This window comes from Pseudomonas sp. HP_12 (assembly GCF_055283955.1).
The window spans coordinates 1-26,816 of record NZ_JBTOQG010000032.1 but is presented as its reverse complement, the minus strand read 5'-3'; the positions used below and the strand labels follow the sequence as shown (position 1 = coordinate 26,816).

Annotated in this window: 23 protein-coding genes; 7 read left to right on the top strand and 16 right to left on the bottom strand. The window is 63.4% G+C overall.

Annotation, left to right across the window (positions count from 1 at the left end):
• Positions 1-163: 163 nt before the first annotated feature.
• Entirely contained in the window at positions 164-1,336 is a 1,173-nt protein-coding gene (locus ACYASU_RS18525) for an acetylornithine/succinylornithine family transaminase (protein ID WP_463583645.1), read from the bottom strand.
• A gap of 99 nt (positions 1,337-1,435) precedes the next feature.
• On the opposite strand from ACYASU_RS18525, the gene ACYASU_RS18520 reads away from it, so the two are divergent.
• From ACYASU_RS18520 to ACYASU_RS18510, 3 genes are all read left to right on the top strand, one after another.
• Positions 1,436-2,338, top strand: a complete 903-nt coding sequence (locus tag ACYASU_RS18520) for a LysR family transcriptional regulator (protein ID WP_463583644.1) — start codon at positions 1,436-1,438, stop codon at positions 2,336-2,338.
• 132 nt (positions 2,339-2,470) lie between these two features.
• Positions 2,471-3,487, top strand: a complete 1,017-nt coding sequence (locus ACYASU_RS18515) for a zinc-dependent alcohol dehydrogenase family protein (RefSeq protein ID WP_463583643.1) — start codon at positions 2,471-2,473, stop codon at positions 3,485-3,487.
• 158 nt (positions 3,488-3,645) lie between these two features.
• Positions 3,646-4,584 (top strand): PI-PLC domain-containing protein, encoded by a 939-nt coding sequence (locus tag ACYASU_RS18510; protein WP_463583642.1) that lies wholly within the window; start codon positions 3,646-3,648, stop codon positions 4,582-4,584.
• On the opposite strand, the gene ACYASU_RS18505 is transcribed toward ACYASU_RS18510, so the two are convergent.
• The 3 genes from ACYASU_RS18505 to ACYASU_RS18495 all read right to left on the bottom strand — a co-directional run bounded on the left by ACYASU_RS18505 (position 4,571) and on the right by ACYASU_RS18495 (position 7,116).
• The gene (locus tag ACYASU_RS18505) at positions 4,571-4,888 is read right to left on the bottom strand and encodes a class I SAM-dependent methyltransferase (RefSeq protein WP_282370964.1); all 318 of its coding nucleotides are present in this window, start codon (positions 4,886-4,888) and stop codon (positions 4,571-4,573) included. The genes ACYASU_RS18510 and ACYASU_RS18505 overlap by 14 nt on opposite strands.
• A gap of 284 nt (positions 4,889-5,172) precedes the next feature.
• Positions 5,173-5,610 carry a DoxX family protein gene (locus ACYASU_RS18500; protein WP_192172189.1) on the bottom strand — a complete coding sequence of 146 codons (438 nt, stop codon included), beginning with the start codon at positions 5,608-5,610 and terminating at the stop codon, positions 5,173-5,175.
• Between the two features lie 102 nt (positions 5,611-5,712).
• A complete protein-coding gene (locus ACYASU_RS18495; protein WP_463583641.1) occupies positions 5,713-7,116 on the bottom strand; it encodes an MltF family protein in 1,404 nt (467 codons plus the stop codon).
• Between the two features lie 197 nt (positions 7,117-7,313).
• On the opposite strand from ACYASU_RS18495, the gene ACYASU_RS18490 reads away from it, so the two are divergent.
• The 3 genes from ACYASU_RS18490 to ACYASU_RS18480 all read left to right on the top strand — a co-directional run bounded on the left by ACYASU_RS18490 (position 7,314) and on the right by ACYASU_RS18480 (position 10,147).
• Entirely contained in the window at positions 7,314-8,138 is an 825-nt protein-coding gene (locus tag ACYASU_RS18490) for a TatD family hydrolase (RefSeq protein WP_463583640.1), read from the top strand.
• Between the two features lie 160 nt (positions 8,139-8,298).
• Positions 8,299-9,783, top strand: coding sequence for a methyl-accepting chemotaxis protein (locus tag ACYASU_RS18485; protein ID WP_463583639.1), 1,485 nt, complete (start codon positions 8,299-8,301; stop codon positions 9,781-9,783).
• A 142-nt stretch (positions 9,784-9,925) separates the two neighbouring features.
• Positions 9,926-10,147, top strand: coding sequence for a hypothetical protein (locus ACYASU_RS18480; RefSeq protein WP_192172193.1), 222 nt, complete (start codon positions 9,926-9,928; stop codon positions 10,145-10,147).
• A gap of 77 nt (positions 10,148-10,224) precedes the next feature.
• On the opposite strand, the gene ACYASU_RS18475 is transcribed toward ACYASU_RS18480, so the two are convergent.
• The 6 genes from ACYASU_RS18475 to ACYASU_RS18450 form a co-directional block, all read right to left on the bottom strand.
• Positions 10,225-11,019 carry an acyl-CoA thioesterase gene (locus ACYASU_RS18475; protein ID WP_463583638.1) on the bottom strand — a complete coding sequence of 265 codons (795 nt, stop codon included), beginning with the start codon at positions 11,017-11,019 and terminating at the stop codon, positions 10,225-10,227.
• 96 nt (positions 11,020-11,115) lie between these two features.
• Positions 11,116-11,895: a CHAD domain-containing protein gene (locus ACYASU_RS18470; RefSeq protein ID WP_463583637.1), complete on the bottom strand. Its 780-nt coding sequence runs from the start codon at positions 11,893-11,895 to the stop codon at positions 11,116-11,118.
• A 36-nt stretch (positions 11,896-11,931) separates the two neighbouring features.
• Positions 11,932-13,932: a transglutaminase TgpA family protein gene (locus tag ACYASU_RS18465; protein ID WP_463583636.1), complete on the bottom strand. Its 2,001-nt coding sequence runs from the start codon at positions 13,930-13,932 to the stop codon at positions 11,932-11,934.
• Positions 13,933-13,945: 13 nt separating this feature from the next.
• Complete coding sequence (locus ACYASU_RS18460) at positions 13,946-14,929, bottom strand: DUF58 domain-containing protein (RefSeq protein ID WP_463583635.1); 984 nt, start codon at positions 14,927-14,929, stop codon at positions 13,946-13,948.
• Positions 14,899-15,816 carry an AAA family ATPase gene (locus ACYASU_RS18455; RefSeq protein WP_463583634.1) on the bottom strand — a complete coding sequence of 306 codons (918 nt, stop codon included), beginning with the start codon at positions 15,814-15,816 and terminating at the stop codon, positions 14,899-14,901. Before ACYASU_RS18455 ends, ACYASU_RS18460 begins: the two co-directional genes overlap by 31 nt.
• A 263-nt stretch (positions 15,817-16,079) precedes the next feature.
• Positions 16,080-16,358, bottom strand: coding sequence for a hypothetical protein (locus tag ACYASU_RS18450; protein WP_062381160.1), 279 nt, complete (start codon positions 16,356-16,358; stop codon positions 16,080-16,082).
• 171 nt (positions 16,359-16,529) lie between these two features.
• Between ACYASU_RS18450 and ACYASU_RS18445 the strand changes: the two genes are divergently transcribed.
• Positions 16,530-17,591 (top strand): patatin-like phospholipase family protein, encoded by a 1,062-nt coding sequence (locus ACYASU_RS18445; protein WP_463583633.1) that lies wholly within the window; start codon positions 16,530-16,532, stop codon positions 17,589-17,591.
• Between the two features lie 415 nt (positions 17,592-18,006).
• On the opposite strand, the gene ACYASU_RS18440 is transcribed toward ACYASU_RS18445, so the two are convergent.
• From ACYASU_RS18440 to kdpF, 6 genes are all read right to left on the bottom strand, one after another.
• The gene (locus ACYASU_RS18440) at positions 18,007-18,696 is read right to left on the bottom strand and encodes a response regulator (protein WP_463583632.1); all 690 of its coding nucleotides are present in this window, start codon (positions 18,694-18,696) and stop codon (positions 18,007-18,009) included.
• A gap of 63 nt (positions 18,697-18,759) precedes the next feature.
• Positions 18,760-21,417, bottom strand: a complete 2,658-nt coding sequence (locus ACYASU_RS18435; RefSeq protein WP_463583631.1) for a DUF4118 domain-containing protein — start codon at positions 21,415-21,417, stop codon at positions 18,760-18,762.
• Between the two features lie 55 nt (positions 21,418-21,472).
• On the bottom strand, positions 21,473-22,039 hold the full coding sequence (kdpC, locus tag ACYASU_RS18430) for a potassium-transporting ATPase subunit KdpC (RefSeq protein ID WP_463583630.1): 567 nt from the start codon (positions 22,037-22,039) through the stop codon (positions 21,473-21,475).
• A gap of 64 nt (positions 22,040-22,103) precedes the next feature.
• The gene (kdpB, locus tag ACYASU_RS18425; RefSeq protein ID WP_463583629.1) at positions 22,104-24,224 is read right to left on the bottom strand and encodes a potassium-transporting ATPase subunit KdpB; all 2,121 of its coding nucleotides are present in this window, start codon (positions 24,222-24,224) and stop codon (positions 22,104-22,106) included.
• A gap of 10 nt (positions 24,225-24,234) precedes the next feature.
• On the bottom strand, positions 24,235-25,929 hold the full coding sequence (gene kdpA / locus ACYASU_RS18420; RefSeq protein WP_463583628.1) for a potassium-transporting ATPase subunit KdpA: 1,695 nt from the start codon (positions 25,927-25,929) through the stop codon (positions 24,235-24,237).
• Positions 25,930-25,934: 5 nt separating this feature from the next.
• Positions 25,935-26,030 (bottom strand): K(+)-transporting ATPase subunit F, encoded by a 96-nt coding sequence (kdpF, locus tag ACYASU_RS18415; RefSeq protein WP_037009437.1) that lies wholly within the window; start codon positions 26,028-26,030, stop codon positions 25,935-25,937.
• Positions 26,031-26,816: the final 786 nt, after the last annotated feature.

The window sequence follows — 26,816 nt, the reverse complement described above, 5'->3', positions numbered from 1 at the left end:
TAAAAGCACGGCCTGCCTAACGGCAGGCCGCTACCAGCCCGCACACAAAAAATCTGACAGTCCCCTCGCCGAAGGCGAAACGTCTGCCCCCAGGCAGACGCTCTTGATCTTAAGGTCGTTGATCTTGATCTTGATCTTGATCTTGATCTTGATCTTAAAAACCTCAACCGCGAAGCGCCCCTACGACGCCTGCCACAATCCGGTCCGCCTTATCGCCATCAATCACCAACGGCGGCAACAGCCGAATCGTCTGCCCACGGGTCACATTGATCAACACCCCATACTCCTGCGCCGCCACCAGACACACATCCCGAATCGGCCGCGTCAACTCAATCCCGATCATCAACCCCAACCCCCGCACCTGCGCCACATCAGGATGCCCCGCCAGCCCAGCGCGCAGGCCCGCCAGCAACCGCTCCCCCTGCACCGCCGCATTGAGCAAAAGCCCCTCATCCTCAACGATATCCAATACCGTACAACCCACCCGACACGCCAGCGGATTACCGCCAAACGTACTGCCATGACTGCCCGGCGTGAACAGCCGCGCCACCGCCGCCGTCGCCAGACACGCGCCAATGGGAATGCCATTGCCCAGCGCCTTCGCCAGCGTCATCACATCGGGAACGATCCCCTCATGCTCGAACGCAAACCAGCGCCCCGTCCGACCCATGCCCGTCTGGATCTCATCCAGCATCATCAGCCAACCGTTTTGAGTGCAATGGTCGCGCAGTGCTTTTAAATAGCCCGGCGGCGGCAACGCCACACCGCCCTCGCCCTGAATCGGCTCGACCAGCACCGCGACGATGCGCTCGCCATACGCCAACGTCGCCTGTTTAACCGCAACGATGTCACCGAACGCCACTTTCACGAACTCCCCCGACATCGGCTGATAACCCAGCCGCGCGGCGCCGTTATCGCTGGCCGACAGCGTGCCGAGGGTGCGGCCGTGAAAGGCGTTGTCCATCACCAGCACCAGCGGATGCTCGATGCCCTTGGCCCAGCCATACAAACGCGCCAGCTTGAGCGCGGTTTCGTTGGCCTCGGCGCCGGAATTGTTGAAAAACACCTGCTCCAGGCCCGACAGCCGGGTCAGACGTTGCGCCAGCTTCTGCTGCCAGTCGATGCGGTAATGGTTGGACGTGTGCAAGAGCAGCCCGGCCTGCTCGCTGATCGCTGCGACAATCTTTGGATGGCTGTGGCCGACGTTGGTCACCGCGACACCCGCGACGGCGTCCAGGTACTGACGGCCGCTGTCATCCCACAGCCGCGCACCTTCGCCACGGATGAAGCTCAACGGCATGGGTTTGTAGGTGTTCATCAGGCAGGCGGCGGTCATGTCGGTGGCTCCATCACGGGTAAGTGAGGCCAGTATCGTTAGCCCGTTCTGATGTATAAAGACCGCCATCCTTCAGTGACTTTAAATCAGGGCTTGATAATGGATATATTTCTGGCGATGACGGTCTTCGTCAAAGTGGTGGAAGGCGGCAGCATGACCGCGGCCGCGCGCCAATGCGAAATGTCGACGACCATGGTCGGCAATCACCTGAAAGCACTTGAGCAGCGCCTCGGGGTGAGCCTGTTGCAGCGCACCACGCGCCGGCAGAACCTGACCGAGTTTGGCCTCGAATACTACCGGCGTTGCGTCGAAGTACTGGGGCTGGTGAATGATTCCGAGCGCGTGGCCGAACAGGCCCAGACCGAGCCCAGCGGCACCTTGCGCGTCACCGCCCCGCCAGCCTTCGGTGCCGAACGCCTGGCGCCGTTGCTCAGCGATTTCGTCCAGCGCTACCCGGAGATCAAGGTGGAGGTGGTGCTCAGCAATCAGACGATGGACCTGATCGAGCACGGTTTCGACGCCGCCATCCGCCTCGGCACCCCGGAATCTTCGGCCCTGATTGCCCGCCCCCTGCAGGACTACACCCTGACCATCTGCGCGGCTCCCGCCTATTTGAAGCGTCGGGGTACACCGAAAACCGCCGATGACCTGCGCGACCACGACTGCCTGGCGTTCGCCTACCCCGCTGGCGATGACTGGCGTGCCGCCGACAAATTATGGCGCCTGACCGGGCCCGACGGCGTGATGGAGGTGCCGGTGTCGGGCTCGATGATCGTCAACAGCACGCCGGCGCTGCGCCAGGCCGTGCTCGCCGGGATGGGCGTGTCGATGCTGCCCGACGTGCTGATCAGCGAGGACATCGCCTGCGGAAAGCTCGTGCCACTGCTGCAGGATTATCAACCGCCCAGCCGCACGCTGTGGCTGATGTACCCCCAGGACCGCTATCGCCTGCCCAAGGTGCGGCAGTTCGTCGAACATGCTTTACGGGCCTGGGGCAAATAAGCGCTCACGCCAGCGAAGCCGTCAACGCGAATTGATAGCAGGCATGACGGGTATCGACCGACAGAAATAGTGCCCCGTGGCCCCCATCGATACAGTCGTCGCAACACTCAACGACAGGCATCGAGGTCAACAATGTCACGCGCCATCAAATTTCATCGCTTCGGCAAAGCCGATGTGCTCAGTTGCGAGGAGCAGCCTGACCGGTCCCCCGGCCCACAGGAAGTGCTGGTTCGTGCCGAAGCCATCGGCATCAGCTGGGACGACGTGTTGTGGCGGCAGAACCTGTCACTGGCACCGGTGCAACTGCCAGCGGGTCTGGGCAGTGAAATGGCCGGCGTCGTCGAAGCGGTGGGCGCTGGCGTGACCGACTTGAAGGTGGGCGACAAGGTGGCGAGCTTCAAAGCCATGAGCGCCAACCAGTACCCGGTGTGTGGCGACCACGTGATGGTCCCGCGCAACGCGCTGACCCTTTACCCGGACGCACTGACGCCGGTGGAAGCCAGCGTTCACTACACGCCGATGCTGCTGGCCTGGTTTGCCTTCGTCGAGCTTGCCAACGTGCAACCGGGCCAGACCGTGCTCGTCACCGACGCGACGTACAGCCCCGGCATTGCCTTCGTGCAGTTGGGCAAGGCGTTGGGCCTGCGGGTGATCGCGGCGACGCCCCATGGGCAAGACCGTGACTACCTCTTGGCGAACGGCGCCGATCGGGTGATCGTCACCGACGAGGATGACATCGGCCTGCGCATCGAGTCGCTGACCCACGGCCATGGCATCGAAGCGGTGTTCGACGGACTGGGCGGCATGCAGATGTCGATGCTCGGTGACGTGCTGGCGCCCCGCGGCAGTCTGGTGCTGTACGGCCTGCGCGGTGGCAACAAAACGCCTTTCCCGGCGCAGCAGGCATTCCGCAAGAACATGCGCTTCCACGTGCATTGCCTGGAAAACTTCACCGGCAAGCCGGAGCTGGGCATCGAGCAGAATGGCCCGGCGCTGCAGCGGGCACTGGACGCTATCAACGAGCTGACGGCCAAGGGTCTGCTCAAGCCGGACATCCACCGCACCTGGCCCTTCGAGCAGTTCGGCAAGGCGCACAACCACCTCGACGAGCATCCCGTGCGCGGTCGCGTGGTGCTGAAAGTCAGATGAGCGCACGCCGCCATTCACATGGGGTAACAGACCTGAAGAACTGCCTTGGTTGACGTCGGTGACGCGGCGGCCACACTCCAGAAAAGGACTTCCGAGCGAGAATGACCGCTCAACCCGCTCCGCCCTCGGAGCCTCACCACACGTCAAGGAATGACTGTATGCCCCTCAACCCACCGGCTTCACCCCGTCCGCCCCATCTCGACTGGATGGCGCACATCCCCGAACTCGCGCAGTTGCGCATTGACCAACTCATCCTCCCCGGCGCCCACAATGCCGGCAGCGACAAGCTGTCACCCAACCTCGCCGTCCCCCAGGAGATGGCCCAGGACGTCGCGCCCCTGGAGCAAATGCGCCAAGGGGTGCGCGCGCTGGACTTGCGCGTGGCGTTTTATTCGAAGTATGAAAAGGGTGACCCGCGGCGATTTCAGCTGTTCCACCTGACCTCGTCAGGGCGCACGGTCGCCGGCGACATTCTGGCGTGCGTCCATGCATTCTTTGAAGAACTGGAACAGAACGGCTCGCCGGCGCGTGAAATCGTCATTCTGGATTTCCATCAGTTCAAGGACTTCACTGAACTGACCCACCGGGAATTTCAGAACCTGCTGACCAAAACCCTCGGCCCGAGGGCTGTGCCACGGCAGCTGAGCAGGCTGACGCTGGAAGGCATATGGCGTGATCATCCGGGCAAAAACGTCGTGCTTGCCTATAACAGGCGCTCCGGCGACGAGCTGCTGTGGGACGGGGTCAAGCAGCGCTGGCCGGGAGAAAACCTGTTCAACACCAACACCCTGAAGGCGTTCGTCAACGAAGTGGCAGTGGAAAACAAACCCGAGTTCAGCCTGACCGCCATCCAGTGCGCCAAGTATTCATTGCCGCTGCACGCGCCCAGTGATTTGAGCGGGAAGATCGATCAGTGGTTCGAGTCGACGAACGAGAACAGCTTCATCCAGAATTTCTACATCATCAACACCGACTGGACCCTGCGCAGCGCGCTGGTCGCCCATTGCCGTCACGCCAATGGTATGCGTGCCCGCTTCAACCTGCGCCATCCCGATCAGCCGTTGCAACCCAGGCGGCGAGCCGTTAGCAGCGCGTGATCAAACCCTGTCGGGCGACGCGGATCAGCTGGTGAATCACCGCTTCCGCGCGCTCGGCAGCGGGCGCCTGAATCACGGCCAGGTCGAACTGGTCGTTGCTGAAGCGCTCAAGGGCATCGTCGGTTTCGATGAATTGAATGAGGAAAGCGTGCGGGCCGCCCTGGCGACGCGGCCAGCCGTCCAGGTAACGCAGCAACGTCGGCTGATGGGCGCCGCCCAGAAGGATTTGTGGATTACGACGATTGAACTGGCTGGCGATGGGGGCCAGACGAACGAGGGGACGCGGGTGGGAATGACTGCTCATAGTGTCGTTTTCTCTGCCTCATTGATCCGCTGGGCAGCGGTGAGAGGCAACACCGAACCAGCGCTTTAGCGGAATTTCGATGACGAATGACCGTCACCCGGCGCCCCGCAAGTAGCTGTTTAAATCGGCGCATGAACGGCATCCTAGAGAAGCGCTGTAGGCATTGTCAATCGACGGATACCGTCGCGCTCCTGTCTAAACGGACGTAAAAAAATCCCGACGCTCTGAGAGGTCGGGATTTTTGTTTGCTAACAATGTGGCTGCTACGGATCTGACCGGGAGAATCAGCGACGCGCGATCAATCGGTCGACGGACAGGCGACCCGCGCCTTCGAACAGCACCGCCACCGCAGCGGCGATCAGCGCCAGTCCGAACTCATAACCGTTGTTGGCCATGAACAAGCCGTTGTGGATGTGCACCGAGAGAATCGCCACCACCAGCATCACGATCACCACCAGCGCTGCAGGCCGTGCCAGCAAGCCAAGGAACAGCGCCAGGCCGCCGAAGAATTCCGCGCTGCCGGACATCAACGCCATCAGGTAGCCAGGGTTCAGGCCCAGGCTCGCCATGTACTGGCCAGTGCCTTCCAGGCCATAGCCGCCGAACATACCGAACAGTTTCTGGCTGCCGTGGGCCATGAGGATGATGCCGATGAGAATCCGCAGGCCGGTGATGCCGAAACCGGCGTGGGTGTTAAAGATCGATTTAAGTTGAGCATTCATGGCGGTTAATTCCGTTTGAGTTGAGAATGGCGCCATCTTAATCGGTTCTATAAATATGAAAATCGCAAGATACGCGTCATACGTATCGAATCCTTGGATCTGTCACCGGGTCTCAGGACGCTCCAATGAACTGCGGGCCTGGTCGAACGCCAGGTAGTACTTGTTGACGCTGTTCACGTAGCTCACGACGTTCTTGCCGCCCTGCTCCATGGCCACGCGCTCGACCTGAAAAAACCACTGATTCGGGTTGAGACCCTGGCGCTTCGCCTCCGCTCGCATGGCCTGCACGCGCTCCGGGCCGAGGTTGTAGGCAGCCAGGGTAAATGCCATGCGCTCACGCTCGTTGATTTTCGGGCTGGCGAAAAACTTGCGCCGCAGCAGCGCCATGTATTTGCTCGCCGCCTGCACGTTACCGTCGAGGTCGTGAATGTTGTCGACGCCGACGCGCTGGGCGGCCGACGGGGTGATCTGCAGCAGACCGGTGGCGCCGCTGCCACCCTTGGCGACCGGGTTGAGCGCCGACTCCTTGAAGGCCACGGCGGCCAGATCCAGCCAGTCCATCTTCTGTTTGTCGGCGTGCAATTGCAGCGTAGGACGCAGTTTCTCCAGGCGCTGACGGTCTTCGCGCGCCAGCGGGTTGTGGATCTGGTAGCGGTCCTTGTAGGCGGTCTGGAAGACGGCGTCCTGATTGCGCGGCGGTTCGTAGGTTTGCAGGAAATGGTCGACGGCGCCGCGCAACAACACGGCGTCCTTGCGCACGAACCAGTTCATGTCCCCCGGATCGCTCAAGGCAGCAGCGCGGTCGATCCGCAGCTTCGGCATCACTTTGGCCCAGCGCTCGGCGATGGGTTGCTCCACCACGGTCAGGTGATAAACACCGGCCTGAACCATTTCCAGCACGTCTTCCACGGCCAGACTCGGGTCAACCCATTCGATCTTCACCGGTGGCAGCTTGCGCAGGGCCAGCTTCTGATTCAGCTGCAGGATGGCCTCATCGGCGGCGCTGCCGCTGGTGAGCATCAGCGTGCGGCCCGAGAGCTGTTCGGGACGCCGGAGGCCGCGCTCACCCTTGACGCCCACCACCACCAGCGGCACTTGGGCGACCACCGGTTCAGACGCGTCGACGTAACGGGCGGCGCTGGCGTCGAGGAGTTCGCCCGGCGCAACCATGTCGCCTTCGCCCCGCTGCAGCGCGGCGAGCAGCTGGTCCTTGGCTTTGGGAATGAGCTTGAGGGAGATCTTCTGACCGTCGCGGGCGTGGCTGTTGAGGTAGGTTTCGAACGCCTGCAAGCGACGGCACTCGACGCCAACGGGCTCACCCTGAACTTCGGCGGAGCTGTTGCGGCTCTGATTGACCAGCACCCGCAGGACTTTGCCGCTGCGAATTGCCGGCAGGTCGCGCACCTGACTCTTTTTGATCACCACCGGCGGGCCGGCGGGGCGCGGCGACGCGTGGCTGGGCACGGCCAGGACGCACATCAGGGAAAACAGGGACGCTCGGATCATTGACGCTCCGATGAAAGGCCGAAAAAAACGGGCTTGAAGTCTGTGTCGCGCAGCTGAACGGCTCGTCGCGTGCATCGCGGCATGCGTCAACAAAAGCGGGATCACAGGATTGGGTATTCCAAGCAGTTGAGCCTGCTTGTTTTTTATCGCTTCAATCGCTCTGGTATTCTTCTCGGCCTCCGGCCTGAGGTAGCACCATGCAACTAATAGACATTGGCGTCAACTTGACCAACCCCAGCTTCGCCGCCCGTGAACATGAGGTGGTGGAACGCGCGTACGCCGCCGGCGTCGGCCAGTTGATCCTCACTGGCACCGACGTCGAAGGTAGCGAACAGGCCTTGGCGTTATCCCGCCGGCTCGATGAAAGCGGCCAACGTCTGTTCAGCACTGCCGGCATTCATCCGCACTCCGCAAGCGCCTGGACGGGCGAAACCGAGAGCCAGCTCAGGGCGCTGCTGGGTGAAAAGACCGTCTGCGCCGTGGGTGAATGCGGGCTGGATTTCAATCGCGACTTCTCCCCTCGCCCGCAGCAGGAAAAGGTTCTGGAAGCGCATTTGGCACTGGCCGTTGAGCTGCAATTGCCTGTGTTTCTCCATGAGCGCGATGCCGACGAGCGCCTGCTCGCCATTTTGCGGGACTACCGCGATCAGCTCCCGGCGGCGGTGGTGCATTGCTTCACCGGGGAAAAACGCGCGCTGTTCAACTATCTGGACCTGGATCTGCACATCGGCATCACCGGCTGGATCTGCGACGAGCGCCGGGGCACGCACCTGCACCCGCTGGTCCGCGAAATTCCCCGCGGCCGGTTGATGCTGGAAAGCGACGCGCCCTATCTGCTGCCCCGCACCTTGCGGCCCAAACCAAAGAACGGCCGCAACGAACCGGCCTATCTGCCCGAGGTCCTGCGCGAAGTGGCGCTGCACCGAGGCGAAAGCCCGGACGACGTTGCGGCCCACACCACCAATTGCGCTCTGGCGTTTTTTTCCTTGCCGGCGGTGGAAGCTGCCGTTCACGCATCGTAACAACAGGCTCTGCCTTGTTCCGCAGGTCAAAACGACAGGAGCGCCGTCTGACCTGTCATCCCATAAACACCCATTGATCCAGATCAACGCTTAGCGTCTTTAAAGCGCACAAAATGATGGCACCCTGCCTTATTTCGTGCACCCACAGAAGACTTCCACCATGGCCCGCTGGCTGAGCAATGTTTCGCTGAAATACAAGTTCTGGGCGGTCAACGCCGTTGCGTTTTTGACCACGCTGTTGCTGGTGCTTTACGCCCTGCAGCTGGAACAACACACCCGCGCCAACGATGCCAGAGCCGCCGCGCAGGCCGAGGCACAGTTGTTGAGCGCGTGGCCCGCCGGGCAATCACTGCCAGCTGCAGCCCACCGTCTGACGTATCCAGCGGGACAGGTGCCGCTGTTCAAAGGTCAGCCCGTGCCCTCGCTGAGCCCGGTTACCGGCTGGACTGACCTGACGGGTGTTTCCGACACAGACGGTACGCCACTGATCGGCGCCTATGTCATCCAGCGCGGTGACCAACGCATCGCCGTGCTCGCCGCTGCGCCACACCTGCTGCAATGGGTGGAGGTGCGTTTCGTCCAGTACGCCGTCGCAGTGTTCATTCTGATGCTCGCCATGCTCGGCGCGTCGCAACTGCTGATCCGCTTTCTGCTGACCCACCTCAACACCCTCAAAGACGTGATGCTGCAGGTAGAAAGCAGCGGCGACCTCTCGGCGCGCGTGCCCCTGGCCGGTGAGGACGAAGTCGGGCAGATGGCCAAGGCCTTCAATGCCATGCAAGCCGGTTATCAACGCATCGTCACCACCGTTGCCCACTCCGCCGCCCGCCTGGATGCAGGCGCGGGCCAACTGGCGTCGGGCATGAGCGAGGTGCGCCGAGGCATGCTCGGCCAGCAGAGCGAGACCGATCAAGTGGCAACGGCCATCAATGAAATGACCGCCACCGTCCACCACATCGCTCAACACGCCGGTGCCACCCGTGATCAATCCCGGAACGCTGACCGGCTCGCGGGCACCGGCAAAGCCGTGGTTGATCGGGTAGAGACGTCCATTGCCGGGCTGTCCAGCGGGGTGCAGCAGACGGCCGGGATGATCCAGCGGCTGGCCGAGGACAGTCAGAAAATCAACGGCGTCGTGAGCGTGATTCACAGCATCGCCGAACAGACCAACCTGCTCGCCCTCAACGCCGCCATCGAAGCGGCCCGCGCTGGCGAGATGGGACGCGGCTTCGCGGTGGTGGCCGATGAGGTGCGACATCTGGCGCGCCGGGTGCAGACGTCCACCGACGAGATCACCACCATGGTCTGCACTCTGCAGGCGGGTACCCGCGATGCGGTGGATTTCATGCAGGAAAGCTCGCACAAGGCCGACGACTGCGTGCAGCGCGCGCGGGAAGCGGGTCAGGCGCTGACGGCGATCACTGAAGCGGTGGCGCAGATGCGCGAGAGCAACACTCAGATTGCGGTAGCCGCGCAACAACAGAGCCAGGTCGCCGAAGAAATGAACCGGGCCGTGGTAAGCATCCGCGACGTGACCGAGCGCACCGTCCGACAAACAGTGGACTCGGCCGGCACCAGCGATGAGCTGGCGACACTGGCCGGCGCCTTGAACACGGCCATCGGGCAGCTGAAATTACAGGGCTGATTGTCTCGCGCCCCTGCGATTGCTCCGGCACGTCCTGCCTATCAGGCTGATAGCAATCCTCGATTCGCCGAAGTGAACCTCCGGGCCTATTCTCACCTCTATCGAAAACACTTCTTGTTCACGTTTCACCGAGGTAAGCGTCATGCCCAAGTTCATTACGGATCTTCACATCGGCGAATTCTTCAACCCATCGCGCAAGGACGGTCTGCCGTCGAACGCCGTGTTGTCCTCGCTGGCGTTCCCGCTGTCCATCGTCTCCGGCTTGCTCCTGCTGGACGGCGCGTTCAACAGCAGCCTGACGTCCGCCGCCATCGGTGTGCTGGGTCTGATTGCCGCGCAAGCCATTAAAGCCAGAGGCCAATAAGGCCGCTGGCTTTTGCCCGATACAGAGATGCGTCACCTGGTGACGTTGTCAGCAACCTCAACTCTGATCTGATCTGATCAGCCAAAGACAGTCACCGTCTGGCGACTGATCGCCACCAATTCCCCTTTTGGCGTCCACAGCGCCGCTGCGGTATGACCGTAGCCATCGCGGGCATGCTCGATCACCGCTCGGTACTGCGTCCAGCCATGGGTGGTCATCGAGGGCAACGGCTGCACAAACTCGATCGTCCAAGTCAATGAGCTTCCCGGCGCCGGCTTGTTCAGATGGGGCAGCACCGCAGGCGGCCAGGTATCGACCAGCGCCAGCAGATGCGCTTCGGTCAAGGGCTCCTCTTCCACATCGCGCAGCCGTGCATAGCCGCCAATCGCCGGTGACGGTGTGTTGGAAAACGGCAGGCCGCCCAGCGCCCAACGCAGATCAATAAAGCGCAGGTATTCCGGCATCACGCCGGACACGAACGGGAACGGCTGGATCTCGTCCGCCGGTTTGAAGACCGGGGCCGGCTCGGCGTGAACCGAAATCATCGACTCGCGGGGCGCGCCGAAGCTGCCCTGAATCAGGGTCATGACCTCACCGTTCTGGATCGCCCGGCCCAAGACCTGACTGACCGCTTTGCCTTCGCGCAGGACTTCCACCTCAAACGAAATAGGTGTGTCGATGGCCGGCGGCGCAACGAAACAGATCGCCAGCGACCGAACGGGCCGCTCGGTCGAGACCTTCGCGCGCATCGCTTCATACATCAGCGCCGCCATCAGCCCGCCGAAGCAGGCCCGCCCCTGTGCCCATGAGGCGGGGATGCTGACGGATTCGGGATGGGCACGGACGGCGTCAAGCAGCTCGGAGAATTTCATGGGCATTCCAGGGTGGCAGACGGGATGGGCAAATGGTAACGAGGCAGCCGCCGCAGGACAGGGTTTATAAGCGCCAATCCTGCGGACCAGCCAGCGTCAGCGTGGAGAATGTTTGCCGAAGCACGCCTTGTACAAACGCTCCAGAACCTGATCAGACTTTTGCTCGGCACGATGAATGCCCAATTCCCACCCGGCCACGCACGGCGCCAGATCCGCCTGATGCCGCGCCTGCTCAAGCCATTGCAGGTGGTCGTGCCAATCGCCCAGAGCGCCCTGGGCCGCTTTCAACCGGCGCTCCATGTTCTTTGGCTGATGACTGAGTTCCGGGTAGGCCTCGCCGGCGTAGCGCACGCGTTTGATCAACAGGCGCAGGCGATGGCGATCATGGGCAGGGTCGCCCATGGCTTCGCGCAGTTGCTTCCACTGTTTGTCCAGGCGCTTTTCAATGCGCTGCTCCAGCTTGTCGAGCAGGCCATGGCGTTCCTGAGTGCGCAGCAGGGCCGGCAATTGATCCAGCACGCCGAACAGACGATTGAGCTCCGCAGAGCTGGCCACTTTCGGGCACGCGGTTTTCAGGTATTGCTCGCGCTTGGCCGCCGCCTGGGGCAGACCCTGTTCATCGAGGAACGCCGCCAGCACCTGCATGTCACGCAAAGGCGTGGTCAGCGCACCGACCTCCTTGGCCGCCCCTTCCACCTGATCCAGTCCTGGCAGCCCCCGCAGCGGGCGCAAAACGCTGCGCAGGCGGCGGACGTTGGTGCGCAGGTCGTGCAGCGCTTCACTGTCGGTGGAGACCTCCAACCGCGCGTGGCAGGCAAGCAGCTTGATGTTAAGGCCGATAATCTCGGCGACCAGGTGATCGACCATCGCTGACATGAAACACTCCTAGGTTGAAGATGAATGTCTGATGACTTACGGCCGCTTGCCCCTCGCAGTGGACAAACGCCACGGCAGGCTGCGGCGCAGGAATTTCAGGCGCTGACGCAATGCACCAACCGAGCCGTCTGCCCCGGCGTAGCGCTGGGCCTCGAACTCGTGGACAAAATCCCTGATCGCCCCGGCGTGGGCCGGCAGTTGCGCGGCAGCACGCTGCGCAAAGGCCTGGGCGCCCTCACCCGGCTGACGTTTAAGACCCTGCCGGGCGAGCAGACGTTCGAACTGGTTGAACAGGCGCAGCTGCGAATCGCTTTCACGGCGCCACGGCTTGAAGAGCCACAGCGCCAGCAACCCGAGAATAACCGCCGCGCCGCCAGCAAACACGGGCGCCTGAAACCCGGAAAACCAGCGGCCCAGCACCTGCAGTTGCTGCTGACCCTGATACCCCAGCACCCAGCGCTGCCAGCCGTAATTGAGGTTGTCCCAGCTCATGCGGATTGAATTGACCCAGGCCAGGTGCCGATAGCGCAGGGCGGACATCGGCGAATCGCTGAGAAAGTCTTCGTCCGCCGCCAGGGCCTGTTCAAGCCCTTGCTCGACCCGCGCGGGCGCCACCGCTGCGGTGGGATCAACGCTGTGCCAACCCACGTTCGGCTGCCAGTATTCAACCCAGGCGTGGGCATCGAACTGGCGCACGGTCAGGTAATTGCCGTCCGGGTTGAGCTCGCCGCCCTGGTAACCGGCAACCACCCGCGCCGGCACACCCGCCGCGCGCAGGGCAAATGTCATGGCGCCGGCGTAGTGGGCACAGAAACCGGCACGGCTGCCGAACAGGAAGTCATCGATGCTGTTGGCCCCCAGCGCCGGGGGCTTGAGGGTGTAGCGGAACGGCTGCGACGTGAAATACGACAGCAGCGCGTCCACTACAGCGTCGGTGCCGGGGTGGCGGCGATGCAGGTCCGCGGCCCATTCGCGCACCTGAGGATTGCCTTTGGCCGGCAGTTGCAGGGCCTGCAAGCGCGCGCCGTCGCTGAGCACGGTCTCGCGCACCGCGTCGGGCCAGGATTCGACGCTGTAGAGCATTGATTGCTCGATCGGTCGCCGCCGCTGCCAGCGGAAATCACTCATCTGGCGCACGCCGGCCAGATCGGTCTGGCCGACATCGAGGGTCATCAGCCACGGCTTGCCGGTCGGTTCCAGCACCACGCTGTAGCTGACCCGCTCGCCTTCCCGGCGCCACAGCGGCGCATCCGGCACTTGCGCCCGCGAGGATTGCGACCAGCGTCTGCCGTCGAATTGCTCCAGGGTCAGCGCGCGCCAGTACAGCTGATTGCGAGGCGGCAGCGGGCCTTCAAAACTGGCGCGAAAGACCAGATCGGCAGATTTGCTCAGCTCGGCGATGTCCCCCGGCGCCATGCTGTCGGACAGCCCGGTCAGCGCCTTGTTACTGGGTTGCGGCAACGACCACAGCGGCTCAAGGCGCGGAAAAAACAGGAACAGCAGGAGCATCAGCGGCACGGCCTGCAACAGCAGTTTGGCCGACAGCCGCAGCGTAGCCGCGGGCTTGTTGGAGATGCCGGACTGTTGCAAGCCGATTAACGCCGCCAGCAGCGTGGTGATCGGCAGCAGGGTAAACAGGCCCAACAGCAGCGAGTCTTCGAACAGGTAACCGACGGCGATGCAGAAGAAGCCAAGAAAGATCAGCACCAGCGCGTCGCGACGGTTCTGCATTTCCAGCATCTTCAGAATGAACGCCGCGATCAGCAGCGCCGCCCCTGCGTCCAGACCGATCAAACTGCCCCGCGCCAGATAGATGCCCCCGGCGGTGCCGACCAGCAGTCCAGATTTGATCCAGGTGCCGGGCATCCTCACGCGCATGCGGAAGATCTGAATGCGCCAGAACGAGCAGACCAGCCACAGCACGATCAGCGCCACCGGCACGTGCAAGGCGAAGGGCACGATCACCAGCGCCTGGGCAATCAGCAACCAATTGAGGCTGACCCGGGGGATCGGTTTGGCCAGGCTTGAGGAGGTCATCGCGCCGCGCCTTTCATGCCCGCACCCCGTACAGCGCCAACTGGCGCAGACAGGCTTCACGGTGAGCGTCGCCGCTGTCCACCGCCGAGATAAAACCGGGCAGCCGCAGCGCGAACGGCTGCTGACGCTGGGACAATTCCAGCACCCAGTAGCACAGGCGCGACAGCCGCTCTTCGATATCCCCGCCCAGGGCCATGAAGTCCAGACACAGGTCGTGACCGCTGAGGTCGCTGAATTCCTTGACCATCAGCCCCTGCCCCCGCGACCAGGCTTTCCAGTGCATGCGCCGCATCGAGTCGCCCGGCCGCCACAGGCGCAGGCCCTGATAATCATCGACGCCCGGCCCCGTCGTCGCGTGGCCGTCGTCCTCGGCATGGGGCTGCACGCCTTGCAGCAGCGGCATCGTGCCGGCCACGGGCTGCGGATAGATCAGCACGGTCTGTTCCAGGTCCAGCCAGCTCCAGGCGCGAAAAATCCCCAGCGGAAACACACTCTCCACGCGCAAACGCGGGGCCCGCATCCAGCCGCGCTTGAGCGCCGGCAGGGTCAGGCCGACTTCGACCAGACGCTCGGCCTCGACGTCGGTCTGCTCCAGTTGTTCACTGTCCCAGCCCAGGGCAATCGCCTGATGGCCATGGCCGGTGCTTTCCAGACGCAGGCGCAGTTGCACCGGTTCGCCGACGAACACCGAACGCGCGTGGCCGCCGCTGAGGATTAGCCCGCTGATGTTGCGGTAGGTGTGCAGAATGGCCAGCACGCCCACCGACAGCATGAGAAAGGTCAGGCCGTAGGCGAGGCTGTTCTGGTAATTGATCGAGACCAGCAGCAACAGAAACAGAATGAGCGCGTAGGTGCCGCCGACCCGGGTCGGCAGGATGAAGATTCGGCGGTGATCCAGTTCGACCCGCGACGCCGGGGGAATGCGGCGTCCCACCCAGCGCTGCCAGACCGGTTTGAAGCGTTCGATCACAGCACCGGCACCTCGCGCAGTAGCCACTGGACCAGCGCCCCGCCGCCATGCCCGGTCGGGTCAGTGCGCTCGCGCAGGCGGTGACTGATGACAGCGGGCAGAATCGCCTGCACGTCTTCGGGAATCACGTAATCGCGCCCGGCGAGCAATGCCCAGGCTCGCGCCGCCGAGAGGATCGCCAGGCTCGCGCGGGGCGACAGGCCGTAGGCGAATTGCGGCTGGCTGCGCGTGGCATCGACCAGCCGCAGCACGTAATCGACCAGGGCGTCACTGGCCCGCACCTGCCGCGCCTGCTGCTGAAGCAAGGCCAGTTCGGCGTGGTCCAGTAATGGCTCGATGCGCGGCAGCAGATCGCGACGGGATTCCCCCAGCAGCAGGGCTTTCTCCGCCGAGCGCGCGGGATAACCTAGGGACAGGCGCATCAGGAAGCGGTCCAGTTGCGATTCCGGCAGTGCGAAGGTGCCGCCCTGGCTGAAGGGGTTCTGGGTGGCGATGACGAAAAACGGATCGGGCAGCAAACGGGTGGCGCCCTCGATGGTGACCTGGCCCTCTTCCATGGCTTCGAGCAGCGCGCTCTGGCTCTTGGGCGTGGCGCGGTTGATTTCGTCGGCCAGCACCAGCTCGGCGAAGATCGGTCCGGGGTGGAAGGTGAACTGCCCGGTGTCACGATCGAAAACGGACGTGCCGAGGATGTCGCCCGGCAGCAGATCGGAGGTGAATTGAATGCGCTGAAAGCTTAAGCCGAGCACCCGCGCGAGGGTGTGGCTGAGGGTGGTTTTGCCCATGCCGGGCAAGTCTTCAATCAACAGATGCCCGCCGCCGAGCAGGCAGGTCAGCGCCAGGCGCACCTGCGGTTCCTTGCCCAGCATCACTTCATTGATTGCGTTGAGACACGCATCCAGTTTTCTGCCCATCGGAAGGCCTCCCCAGGCGACTGCTCATGGCTAATAGGACTGCAGACGATGCCAGACGTGCAGCCACTGTAAGGTCAGCGTAGGCCTTTTCGCCAGAGCGGGATGGAGGGATTCATCAGGGTGGAGCTAAACAGGACGGTAGGACTGAGCTTGCTCGCGATGGGCGTTATCCCGGTCAGCTTGATGGCGACTGACAGCATGCTTCGCGAGCAAGCTCACTCCTACAGGGAGACCGCTTGATGGCTGCGGACTTTGGAACGATTTTAGCGACCGGCGCGGGATTCGCGGATGTAGAAACGGGCTTTCTCGGCTTTTTCGGAGCAGCCCTCGAACGCTTCGAACTGCTGCTGGGTCTTGGCGCCGGTCAGCAGCGACAGGGCCTTGGAGTAGCTGACCGTGCCGGCGAAACCTTCGGCCTTGGCCAGATCGAGCTCGTGCCAGGCTGCGTCAAGGTTGGTGGCACAGCTGTCGCGGTAGGCCGTTTTACCGGCGCAACCGGTGAGAACCAATGCCAACAGGGGCAGGCAGATCCAGGCTTTCATGGGTGTTACCTCAACTAAGGAAATCATTGATGCGGCTTTGACGGTGCGGCGATGTAAAAGTGCCACACCCGGGCGATGCACAATACCCGTTTCGGGCCGTTGGCGTTACGCTGGTGTGTGATGAATCGGCCGCCCTGCGCGCCGCCTGAACGCTGACAGTGGGAAACGCACATGAATAAACGCATCGCGCTGGTCCTGGGCTCCGGGGGCGCCAGGGGTTACGCGCACATTGGCGTCATCGAAGAGCTCGAACACCGCGGCTACGACATCGCCTGCATCGCCGGGTGTTCCATGGGCGCGGTGATCGGCGGGATCTACGCGGCAGGCAAGCTGCCCGAGTACAAGGCGTGGATCGAAAGCCTGGATTACCTGGACGTGTTGCGGCTGGTGGACGTGAGTTTCCGGCTGGGGGCGATTCGTGGCGAGAAGGTGTTCGGCAAGATTCGCGACATCGTCGGCGAGATCAATATCGAGGACCTGCCGATCCCCTACACCGCCGTGGCCACGGACCTGACCAACCAGCAGGAAATCTGGTTTCAGGAAGGCAATCTGCATTCGGCGATGCGCGCCTCGGCGGCGATCCCCAGCCTGTTTACCCCGGTGGTTCAGGGCAACCGCACGCTGGTGGATGGCGGCCTGCTGAACCCGTTGCCGATCGTGCCGGTGGTGTCGAGCCACTGCGATCTGATCGTTGCGGTCAACCTCAATTCAACGACCCAGAAGCATTACACCTTGCCGGTGATCGAGCGCCCGCCGGCGGTGAAGAAGCGTATCGACGGTTTGATGAGCTCCATCGGCTCGCACCTGCCGTTCCGCCGCAAACTGGACCTGACCGGCGAGGACGGTTTGCGTCTGGCGCAGGAAAGGCTCAAGCCCAGCGCCGCCGCGCTGACGGGCAATCCGTGGTTGATGGCCGATATCGAATCCGCCGACCCCCAGGGCCAGCAACCCTCCGCCGCGCCCACCCAGGCCGGGACGCCGAGATCGGCCAGCGGCTCGATCATCATCGACAACGTCGGCCCCGCGTCGCTGCTGGACCTGATCAACCAGAGTTTCGAGGTGATGCAGACCTCCCTGGCGCAATACAAAATCGCCGGCTACCCGCCCGACATCCTGATCAACGTGCCGAAGCGCGTGTGCCGGTTCTTCGAATTCTACAAAGCGCCAGAGCTGATCGCGCTCGGGCGGCAGATCGCCAGGGAAACGCTGGATCGATATGAGCAGGAGCATTGAGGTTGTTACACCCGACGCCTTCCCGGCTAAAGCCGGTCCCACAAGTCAGCGTTCCAGCCAGACCCACTGGATGCATGCGATCGATTAGTGGGACCGGCTTCAGCCGGGAAGAGGCCAGCGCGAACGCCATCAATCACGCGGCGTGACCACCGACGCCTTCCCGGCTAAAGCCGGTCCCACAAGTCGGCGTTTCAGCCAGACCCACTGGATGCATGCGATCAATTAGTGGGACCGGCTTCAGCCGGGAAGAGGCCAGCGCGAACGCCATCAATCACGCGGCGTGACCACCGACGCCTTCCCGGCTAAAGCCGGTCCCACAAAGTCGGCGTTCCAGCCAGCACCTACGCGGTGTGACCACCGACGCCTTCCCGGCTGAAGCCGGTCCCACGAAGGCTGCCCCGCGGCGTCTGATCCTTCACGCATTCACCAACCGATACCCAACCCCCGCTTCGGTCACGATGTACTGCGGCGCGGCGGGGTCGTCGCCGAGTTTCTGGCGCAGGTGGCCCACCACGATGCGCAGGTAATGGGAGTCTTCGACGTGGGTCGGGCCCCAGATGTCCTTGAGCAGTTGCTGTTGGGTAATGACCCGTCCGGGATGCCGCGCCAGTTGCGCCAGCACCGCGTACTCCTTGCGGGTCAGGGCGACTTCGGCATCGCCCAGGGACACCCGGCGGTAGGCCAGATCAATGTTCAGCGGGCCGATGACGACCGCCGATTCCACCTGACCGCTCTCGGGCGCCTGGCGCAACAGCGAACGAATCCGCGCCAGAAACTCCTGAATGCCGAACGGCTTGGTCACGTAGTCGTTGGCGCCGGCGTCCAGTGCGCGTACTTTTTCGCCCTCGCTGGCGCGAACCGACAGCACCAGCACCGGCACCGTCGACCATTCGCGAAACTGGCTGAGCACGTCTTGCCCGTCCATGTCCGGCAGGCCCAGGTCGAGCACCAGCAGGTCGGGTTTATTCAATGCGGCCTGGGTCAGGCCGTCGGTGCCGGTGCCGGCTTCCAGCACTTTGTAGCCTTGTGACGCGAGGCTGATGCGCAGGAACTTGCGGATCTGCGGCTCGTCATCGATCACCAGAATAGTCGCCGTCTGGCTCATGGGTGTCCTGTCATGAAGAAAAGGGTCGGTACCGAAAGAACGTCAGCGTAGCGCAAAGCGGGTTCAGACCGCCTGGTCCATTTCCGCTTCGGGCTGCGCCTGCAGCGGCAAGTGCAGGCTGATGCAGGTGCCGCGACCGTCGATGCCGTCGTCCACGCTGATCCGCCCGCCGTGGGCGCCGACCATGCCCTGACAGATCGCCAGACCCAGCCCCGTGCCCTGCCCGCCTCGGTCTCCCCGCGCGGCGGTGTAGAACATATCAAAAATCTTCGCCCGTTCGTTCTCGGGTATCCCCGGCCCTTCATCGCTGACGGCGAAAATAATCTCCTCGTTCTGCACGCTCACCGCCATCTGCAGACGGCCGTTGACCGGCGAGAAGCGCGCGGCGTTTTCGATCACGTTGATCAGCGCCTGCTCGATCAGCGCGGCGTGCACGTACAGCAGCGGCAATTCCGCCGGCAATTCGGTCATGACTTGCAGCGGCGCGAGCACCGCACGCAGGCGATTGAGCGCGCTGCCGACGATGTCACCCGGTGAGACCCAGTCCCGCGCCAGCTTCAGCGCGCCATGACCGAGGCGCGTCATGTCCAGCAGGTTCTGAATGTAGCGATCCAGACGCTCGGCCTCGTCGCGGGTGCCTTCGAGCAACTCGCGACGGTCTTCCAGCGGAATCGCCTCGCCCAGGGCCAGCAGGCTGTCGATGCTGCCGCGCATGGCGGTCAGCGGCGTGCGCAGGTCGTGGGAGACCGACGCCAGCAACGCGCTGCGCAGCTGTTCGGTCTCGCCGTGCAAACGCGCGGCCTCGAGGTCTTCGGCCAGTCGCGCCCGGGCAAGGGCCTGACCCAATGGCTGACTTAACGCAGTCAGCAGACGTCGCCGCTGAGAGCTGAAAGTCTGGCCCTGCTTCGCACGAATCCCCAGTAACGCCATCGGCGCGTCGTCTACCCACAGCGGCAACCACCACCAACTCCCCGACGGCAGCGTGCCAGTGCCCTTGCCCGCCGGTTGCCCGTGCTGCCAGGCCCAGTCCGCCGCTGCGCGTTCGAATTCGGAAAATTCCAGCGGCCCGCCCACTTCAACCTTCCAGCCCTGCTCGCGGTCGTTGTCCAGCACGCACAGCTGCAACTCGCTCCACCCGGCCAGGTGATGATCGGCCGCGCTGAGCACGGCTTGGCGATCGGTGGCGGCGGTCAGGCGACGGGACAGGTCGAGCAGTTCGCTGGTCTCCTCCTGGGTGTCCCGCAGCGCTTGCAACTGGCGACGCTGGCGAGCGGCGAGATTGCCGGTCAGCGCCGCCATCAACAGAAAGAACAGCAGCGTCAGCACGTCTTCTTCGCGCTGGATGCTCAGGGAAAAGTTCGGCGGGATGAACAGAAAGTCATAGGCGAGAAACGACAGCACCGAACAGACCATCGCCGGGCCGACGCTGCTGCGCACGGCCACCAGCAACACGGCGGCGAGGAAGACGAGGGAGATATTCGGCAGCGCCAACCAGCTGGACACCGCCCAGGCCAGGGCACTGGCGCCGACCGTGGCAACCAGCGCCAGGGCGTAATCAAACCAGACCAGATTGCGCGGCGAAGTGGATTGCGGCTGATCAGGGCGCGACTCGCTGTCGAGGACGTTGATTTCCAGACCGTGGGCGTTGCGCAACAGGCGCGACGCCAGCCCACCGCCCAACACCCGACGCCGCAGCGAAGGCCGCGACTGGCCCACCAGCACCAGACTCGCGCGGCGTTCGGTGGCGTGCTGAATCAGCGTCTTCGCCACTTCCGGCGCGCGCAGCACCACCACTTCCCCGCCGAGGCGTTCGGCCAGTTGCTGGGCATTCTGCAAACGGCTGCGGGCCAGCTCATCGAAAAAGCGCCCGTTGTCGACGTGCACCAGACTCCACGGCAGGTGCCGACGTTGTGCGACGCGGCTGGCGTGGCGCACCAAGCGCTCGGCCTGGGCATCGCCGTCGATCCCCACCAACAGACGACCGCGTACCGCCGGCGCCGCCTGGCCCAACTGCCGATAGCCCAGCGCCAAGTCGTTGTCGACTTGGGCGGCGGCGGTCTGCATGGCCATTTCCCGCAACGCGGTGAGGTTGGTCTGGGTGAAAAACGCATCGATGGCCGCGCGGGCCTGCTCGGGCACGTAGACCTTGCCGTCGCGCAACCGCTCCAGCAATTCTCGGGGCGGCAGGTCGATCAGCACCAGTTCGTAGGCTTCCTGCAACACCCAGTCCGGCAAGGTTTCGCGCACTTGCACGCCGGTGATGCCGCGCACCTGATCGTTGAGGCTTTCCAGGTGCTGAACGTTGACCGTGGTGTAAACGTCGATCCCCGCCGAGAGCAGTTCCTGAATGTCCTGCCAGCGTTTGGCGTGGCGGCTGCCGGGCGCGTTGCTGTGGGCCAGCTCGTCGACCAGCACCAGTTTGGGCTTCGCCGCAAGAATACCGTCCAGGTCCATCTCTTCGAGCATGACCCCGCGGTATTCGGAACGGACCATGGGTTGCTGGGGCAAACCGCCCAGCAGCGCTTCGGTTTCGGCGCGGCCGTGGGTCTCGACGACCCCGGCCAGCAGCGAAACGCCCTGGCGCATCTGCGTGTGCGCGGCCTGGAGCATGGCGTAGGTCTTGCCCACGCCCGGCGCGGCACCGAGAAACACCTTCAGCCGCCCGCGATCGTCCCGGGGAAGATTGACCAGCAAAGCGTCGGCGCGGGTGGTTGAATTCACGAAAAGTTGTCCTGATGCGGGGTGATGTGCGCGCGTGTGGCGTCGACCGTTGGCGTCAGTTCACGACGTTGCCAGACGGTAACCGATTCAGACTCAGATTCAAGTCCAGCACGTTTACCACCGGCGGGCCGATCAGCGAGGTCTGGGTGTTGTCCGCCACCAGTTTCTGCACCGACTCGGCAGGCAGGTTCCGCGCTGCTGCGATGCGGGCCACCTGGTATTGCGCCGCGGCTGGCGACAGATGCGGATCAAGACCGCTGGCCGACGTGGTCAGCAGGTTCAGCGGCACCGGGCCCTGGCTGTCGACCTTCTCTTTGGCGGCATCATCGGTCACTCGGGTCGCCAGCGCCGGATTGCTCGGCGCCAGGTTGCTCGCGCCGCTGGCGACGGTGGCAAAGGCCCCGGCAGACGGACGCGGGTGAAACCATTCTTCGCCGGTGAAATTCTGTGCGATCAGTTCAGAGCCACGCACTTTTTCATGGTCGTCGTAGACCAGGCTGCCATTGGCCTGATCCGGAAACGCCACCTGGGCGACGCCGGTCACCACCAGCGGGTAAGCCAAGCCGGTGATCAGGGTCATCAAAACGATCAGGCTCACGGCCGGACGCAATACGCTGGACATCATTCATTCCTCATTCGAAGTGAGCGCCGCGCGGGATCAGTCACCGCACGGCGCGATCAACGGGTTAAACCAGGTGCAGGGCGGTCAACAGCAGGTCGATCACCTTGATGCCCACGAACGGCACGACCAGCCCGCCGAGGCCATAGACCAACAGGTTGCGGCGCAGCAGATGCGCCGCGCTGGCGGCCTGCACCCGGACACCGCGCAGCGCCAGCGGGATCAGCACGACAATGATCAGCGCGTTGAACACGATGGCCGACAGAATCGCGCTCTGCGGGCTGGCCAGGTGCATGACGTTGAGCACGCCCAGTTGCGGATAGATCGCCGCGAACAGCGCCGGCAGGATGGCGAAATACTTGGCCACGTCGTTGGCGATGGAAAAGGTCGTCAGGGCGCCGCGGGTTACCAGCAATTCCTTGCCGATCTGCACCACGTCCAGCAGCTTGGTCGGGTCGCTGTCGAGATCGACCATGTTGGCCGCTTCCCGCGCCGCCTGGGTGCCATCGTTCATCGCCATGCCGACGTCGGCCTGGGCCAGCGCTGGCGCGTCGTTGGCACCGTCGCCGCACATCGCCACCAGACGCCCGTCGTTCTGCTCCTGACGGATGCGCTCCAGCTTCTTCTCGGGAGTGGCTTCGGCCAGCACGTCATCGACGCCCGCCTCTGCCGCGATCGCTGCCGCCGTCAGCGGGTTGTCGCCCGTGACCATGACCGTGCGAATGCCCAGTTTGCGCAGTTCCTCGAAGCGCTCGCGAATGCCCGGCTTGACCACGTCCTTGAGATGAATCGCGCCCAGCAGCTTGCCATCGCCGCAGACCAGCAACGGCGTACCACCGGTCTTGGCGATCTTGTCGATCTCCCGCGCCAGTACCGGCGGCAGGTCACTGCGGTCACGGCCGAGGAATTTCAGCAGCGAATCCACCGCACCCTTGCGGTACACGCGGCCTTCGTAGTCAACGCCGGACAAGCGGGTTTCTGCGGTGAACGGCACCGCCGTCAACTGGCTCGGTGCAGGCTCGGTCATCGGGTGCAGACCGCGGAGGTACTCGACGATGGACTTGCCTTCGGCGGTGTCATCCGCCAGCGAGGCCAGCAGCGTGCCTTCGCTCAGCTCTTTGGCCGACACGCCCGGCGCGGCATACACCGCCGCGCAACGACGGTTGCCGAAGGTGATGGTGCCGGTCTTGTCCAGCAGCAACACATGCACGTCACCCGCCGCCTCTACCGCACGGCCGGACTTGGCGATCACGTTGAGGCGCACCAGGCGATCCATGCCGGCAATGCCGATGGCCGAGAGCAGGCCGCCGATGGTGGTCGGAATCAGGGTGACCAGCAGCGCCACCAGGAACACCAGCGGCAGGTTACCGCCGGCAAAGTGCGCGAACGGCTGCAGGGTCACGACCACCAGCAGGAAGATCAGGGTCAGGCCGATCAGCAGAATGTCGAGAGCGACTTCGTTGGGGGTCTTCTGGCGCTTGGCGCCTTCGACCAGCGCGATCATGCGGTCCAGCGTCGATTCGCCGGGGTTGGCGCTGATCCGCACCAGCAGCCAGTCGGATACCAGTCGCGTGTTGCCGGTCACGGCCGAACGGTCGCCGCCGGACTCGCGGATCACCGGCGCAGACTCACCGGTGATCGCCGCTTCGTTGACGGCCGCAATGCCTTCGATCACCTCGCCGTCGCCCGGGATCATCTCCCCGGCTTCGACGCGGACCACATCGCCCTTGCGCAGGGTGGCGGCGTTGACCATCTGGTAGCTACCGTTGGCGCCCTGGATCCGCGCTTTCAGGCCTTCGCTCCCGGCTTTCAAGCTGTCGGCGCGGGCCTTGCCGCGACCTTCGGCCAAGGCTTCGGCGAAGTTGGCGAACAACACGGTGAACCACAGCCAGATCGCGATCTGCACGGCGACGGACGTTGGAACGGCTGGATCAGGAATCAGGCACAGAACGGTGGTCAGAATCGCGGTCAGTTCGACCACCAGCATCACCGGCGCACGGTGCAGCTGGCGCGGGTCGAGCTTGATGAACGCCTGGACCAGCGCCGGGCGCCACAGCGCGGCGAGCCCGGTCTTCGCCGATGCATTCGATGCAGGCTGCGCGTCATGGCCGTCTGTCTTGCTGGCTTGGCTTTTAGAGTCCGAGTTTTTACTGTCCGGGCTTTTTGTTACGGGGGCTTGCATGTTCATGGTGTGGTCCTCAGAAGCCCAGGCTCAAGTGTTCGGCAATCGGTCCCAGTGCCAGGGTCGGCAGGAACGTCAGGCCACCCACGAGCAGGATGGTCACGGTCAGCAAGGTGACAAACAGCGGGCCGTGGGTCGGGAAGCTGTTCTGGCCCAGCGGCGAGGTCTTCTTCGCGGCCAGACTGCCAGCCAGGGCCAGCACCGGCAGGATGTAGCCGAAGCGGCCAATGAACATCGACAGGCCCAACATCAGGTTGTGGAAGGTGGTGTTGGCGCTGAAGCCGCCGAAGGCCGAACCGTTGTTGGCGGTCGCCGAAGTGTAGGCATATAGCAACTGACTGAAACCGTGGGCGCCGGGGTTGCTGATCGCACCTGCCGGGCCGGGCAACGAGGCTGCCAGCGCACCGAACACCAGCACGCCGACCGGCATCACGATCAAGGTCGCCACCAGCAACTTGACCTCACGGGCCTGCAGTTTCTTGCCGAGGTATTCCGGGGTGCGGCCAATCATCAGGCCGGCGAGGAACACCGCGATCAATACGTTGAGCAACATGCCGTAGAGGCCCGCGCCGACGCCGCCGAAGATCACTTCGCCGACCATCATGTTGGCCAGGGCGATCATCCCGGTAAGCGGGTTGAGGCTGTCGTGCATGCCGTTGACCGAACCGTTGGACGCCGCCGTGGTGGTCGCGGCCCACAGAACGGTGGCCGTTGTGCCAAAGCGGGTTTCCTTGCCTTCCATCGGTGCGGTCTGCTCGACCGACGCGATGTTCAGCGCAGGGTTTGGCTGGTACTCGGACCACATCGCCGTCGCGCCGCCAATCAGGAACAGCGCCAGCATGCAGGCGATGATCGCTCGGCTCTGGCGCATGTCTTTCACGTAATGACCGAAGGTGAACACCAGCGCGGCCGGGATCAGGATGATCGACACCAGCTCGAACAGGTTGCTCCAGATGGTCGGGTTCTCGAACGGATGCGCCGAGTTGACGCCGAAGAAGCCGCCGCCGTTGGTGCCCAGTTGCTTGATCGCAATCTGGCTGGCAGCCGGGCCCAGAGGAATGGTCTGGTCGGTGCCTTGCAGGGTCACGGCGTCCACGTAATGGGCGAAGGTTTGCGGCACGCCCTGCCACACCAGAAACAGCGCCAGGATGATGCACATCGGCAACAGGCCGTAGAGGGTCGCGCGGGTCATGTCGGCCCAGAAGTTGCCGAGGTGCTGCGTCGAGCGACGGCTGATGCCGCGGCAAAACGCGACCAGCACGGCGATGCCGGTGGCGGCGCTGACGAAGTTCTGCACGGTCAGGCCGGCCATCTGGCTGAGGTAGCTCAGGGACGCTTCGCCGCTGTAGCTCTGCCAGTTGGTGTTGGTGACGAAGCTCATCGCGGTGTTAAACGCCAGCGACCACTCCATGCCCGGCAGACCTTGAGGGTTAAGCGGCAGCGAGCCTTGCATGAGCAGGATGGCGAACAGCACGACGAACCCGGCCAGGTTGAAGGCCAGCAGGGCGATTGTGTAGGTTTTCCAGTTTTGTTCGACCGCGGGGTCGACGCCGGACAGGCGATAGCAAATCCGTTCGACCGGGCCCATGACCGGGGTCAGAAAGGTCCGCTTACCTTCCATGACGTTGTAGTAGAACCGTCCCAGCAGCGGCGCGGGCAACAGCACCAAGGCGAAAAAAGCCAGTATCAGCAGGTAGTCGTAACCGTGCATGGCCGTTACTCCTCGACCCGGCCGGCGCGCAGGAGCGCAACCAGCAAGTAAACGAATAACCCTGCCGCGAGCAGCAGTGACACCCCATCCAGAACGCTCATGAAAAACTCTCCGTCATACGGCGACTGCCGTGTGGGGCAATTGTCTGCAGCGGGGGTGTAAAGGAACGAGAGCGACGGGGGTCGGGGGGCATAAAGAAAGCGTAAAGAGTGGTGGGTTTAGCGGCTTTGCGGGCTTTAGATCGAGGGCATATCCAATATTTGTGTGGGCTGTTGTTATGGGCGGCCTAACGGCCTTGTGTTTCGCCTTCGGCGAGTTACTTGGAAAAGTCGAAAGTCGCACCATCCCCAAGTAACCAAGGGTGCTTGCTCCTGGCTAGGCCCCTCGTTCCTCGGGGTTCCCTCACTCCGACGACGCTCCGTGGGCCCGCGCCGAACGGACATCCATGTCCTGACGGCGCTCTCGCCGCATCCATGCGGCTCGACCCACTCCGCGTCGTCTACGTTCGGCCTGCACCCAAGTCGCGTTTTGCGGTGTTTGAACTACCGGCGTAGAAGATCAAAAGCAAATCAGAGGCAGATCAAGGGCGGGTCAAGCGCCGGGGACTTGTGGGAGTGAGCTTGCTCACGAAGGGGTCGGTACATCCACCGGATATCGGGTGTTTGAGATAAAGCATTCGCGAGCAAGCTCGCTTGTATGGTTAGACTTGAAGGGGTGGTGGGACGAACAGTTCGCATCTGACTGCTGCAACAGTACAGACCGTGGGAGACCTCGCCCGGGGGTGTCAGAAATTTTGTGTTCGGGCATAACATGAGTAAGAGGTGCATGTATGCCAACCAAAAAGAAACCTGCGTTACGCGAGCTACCCAAAATCCCTAAAGAGCTGC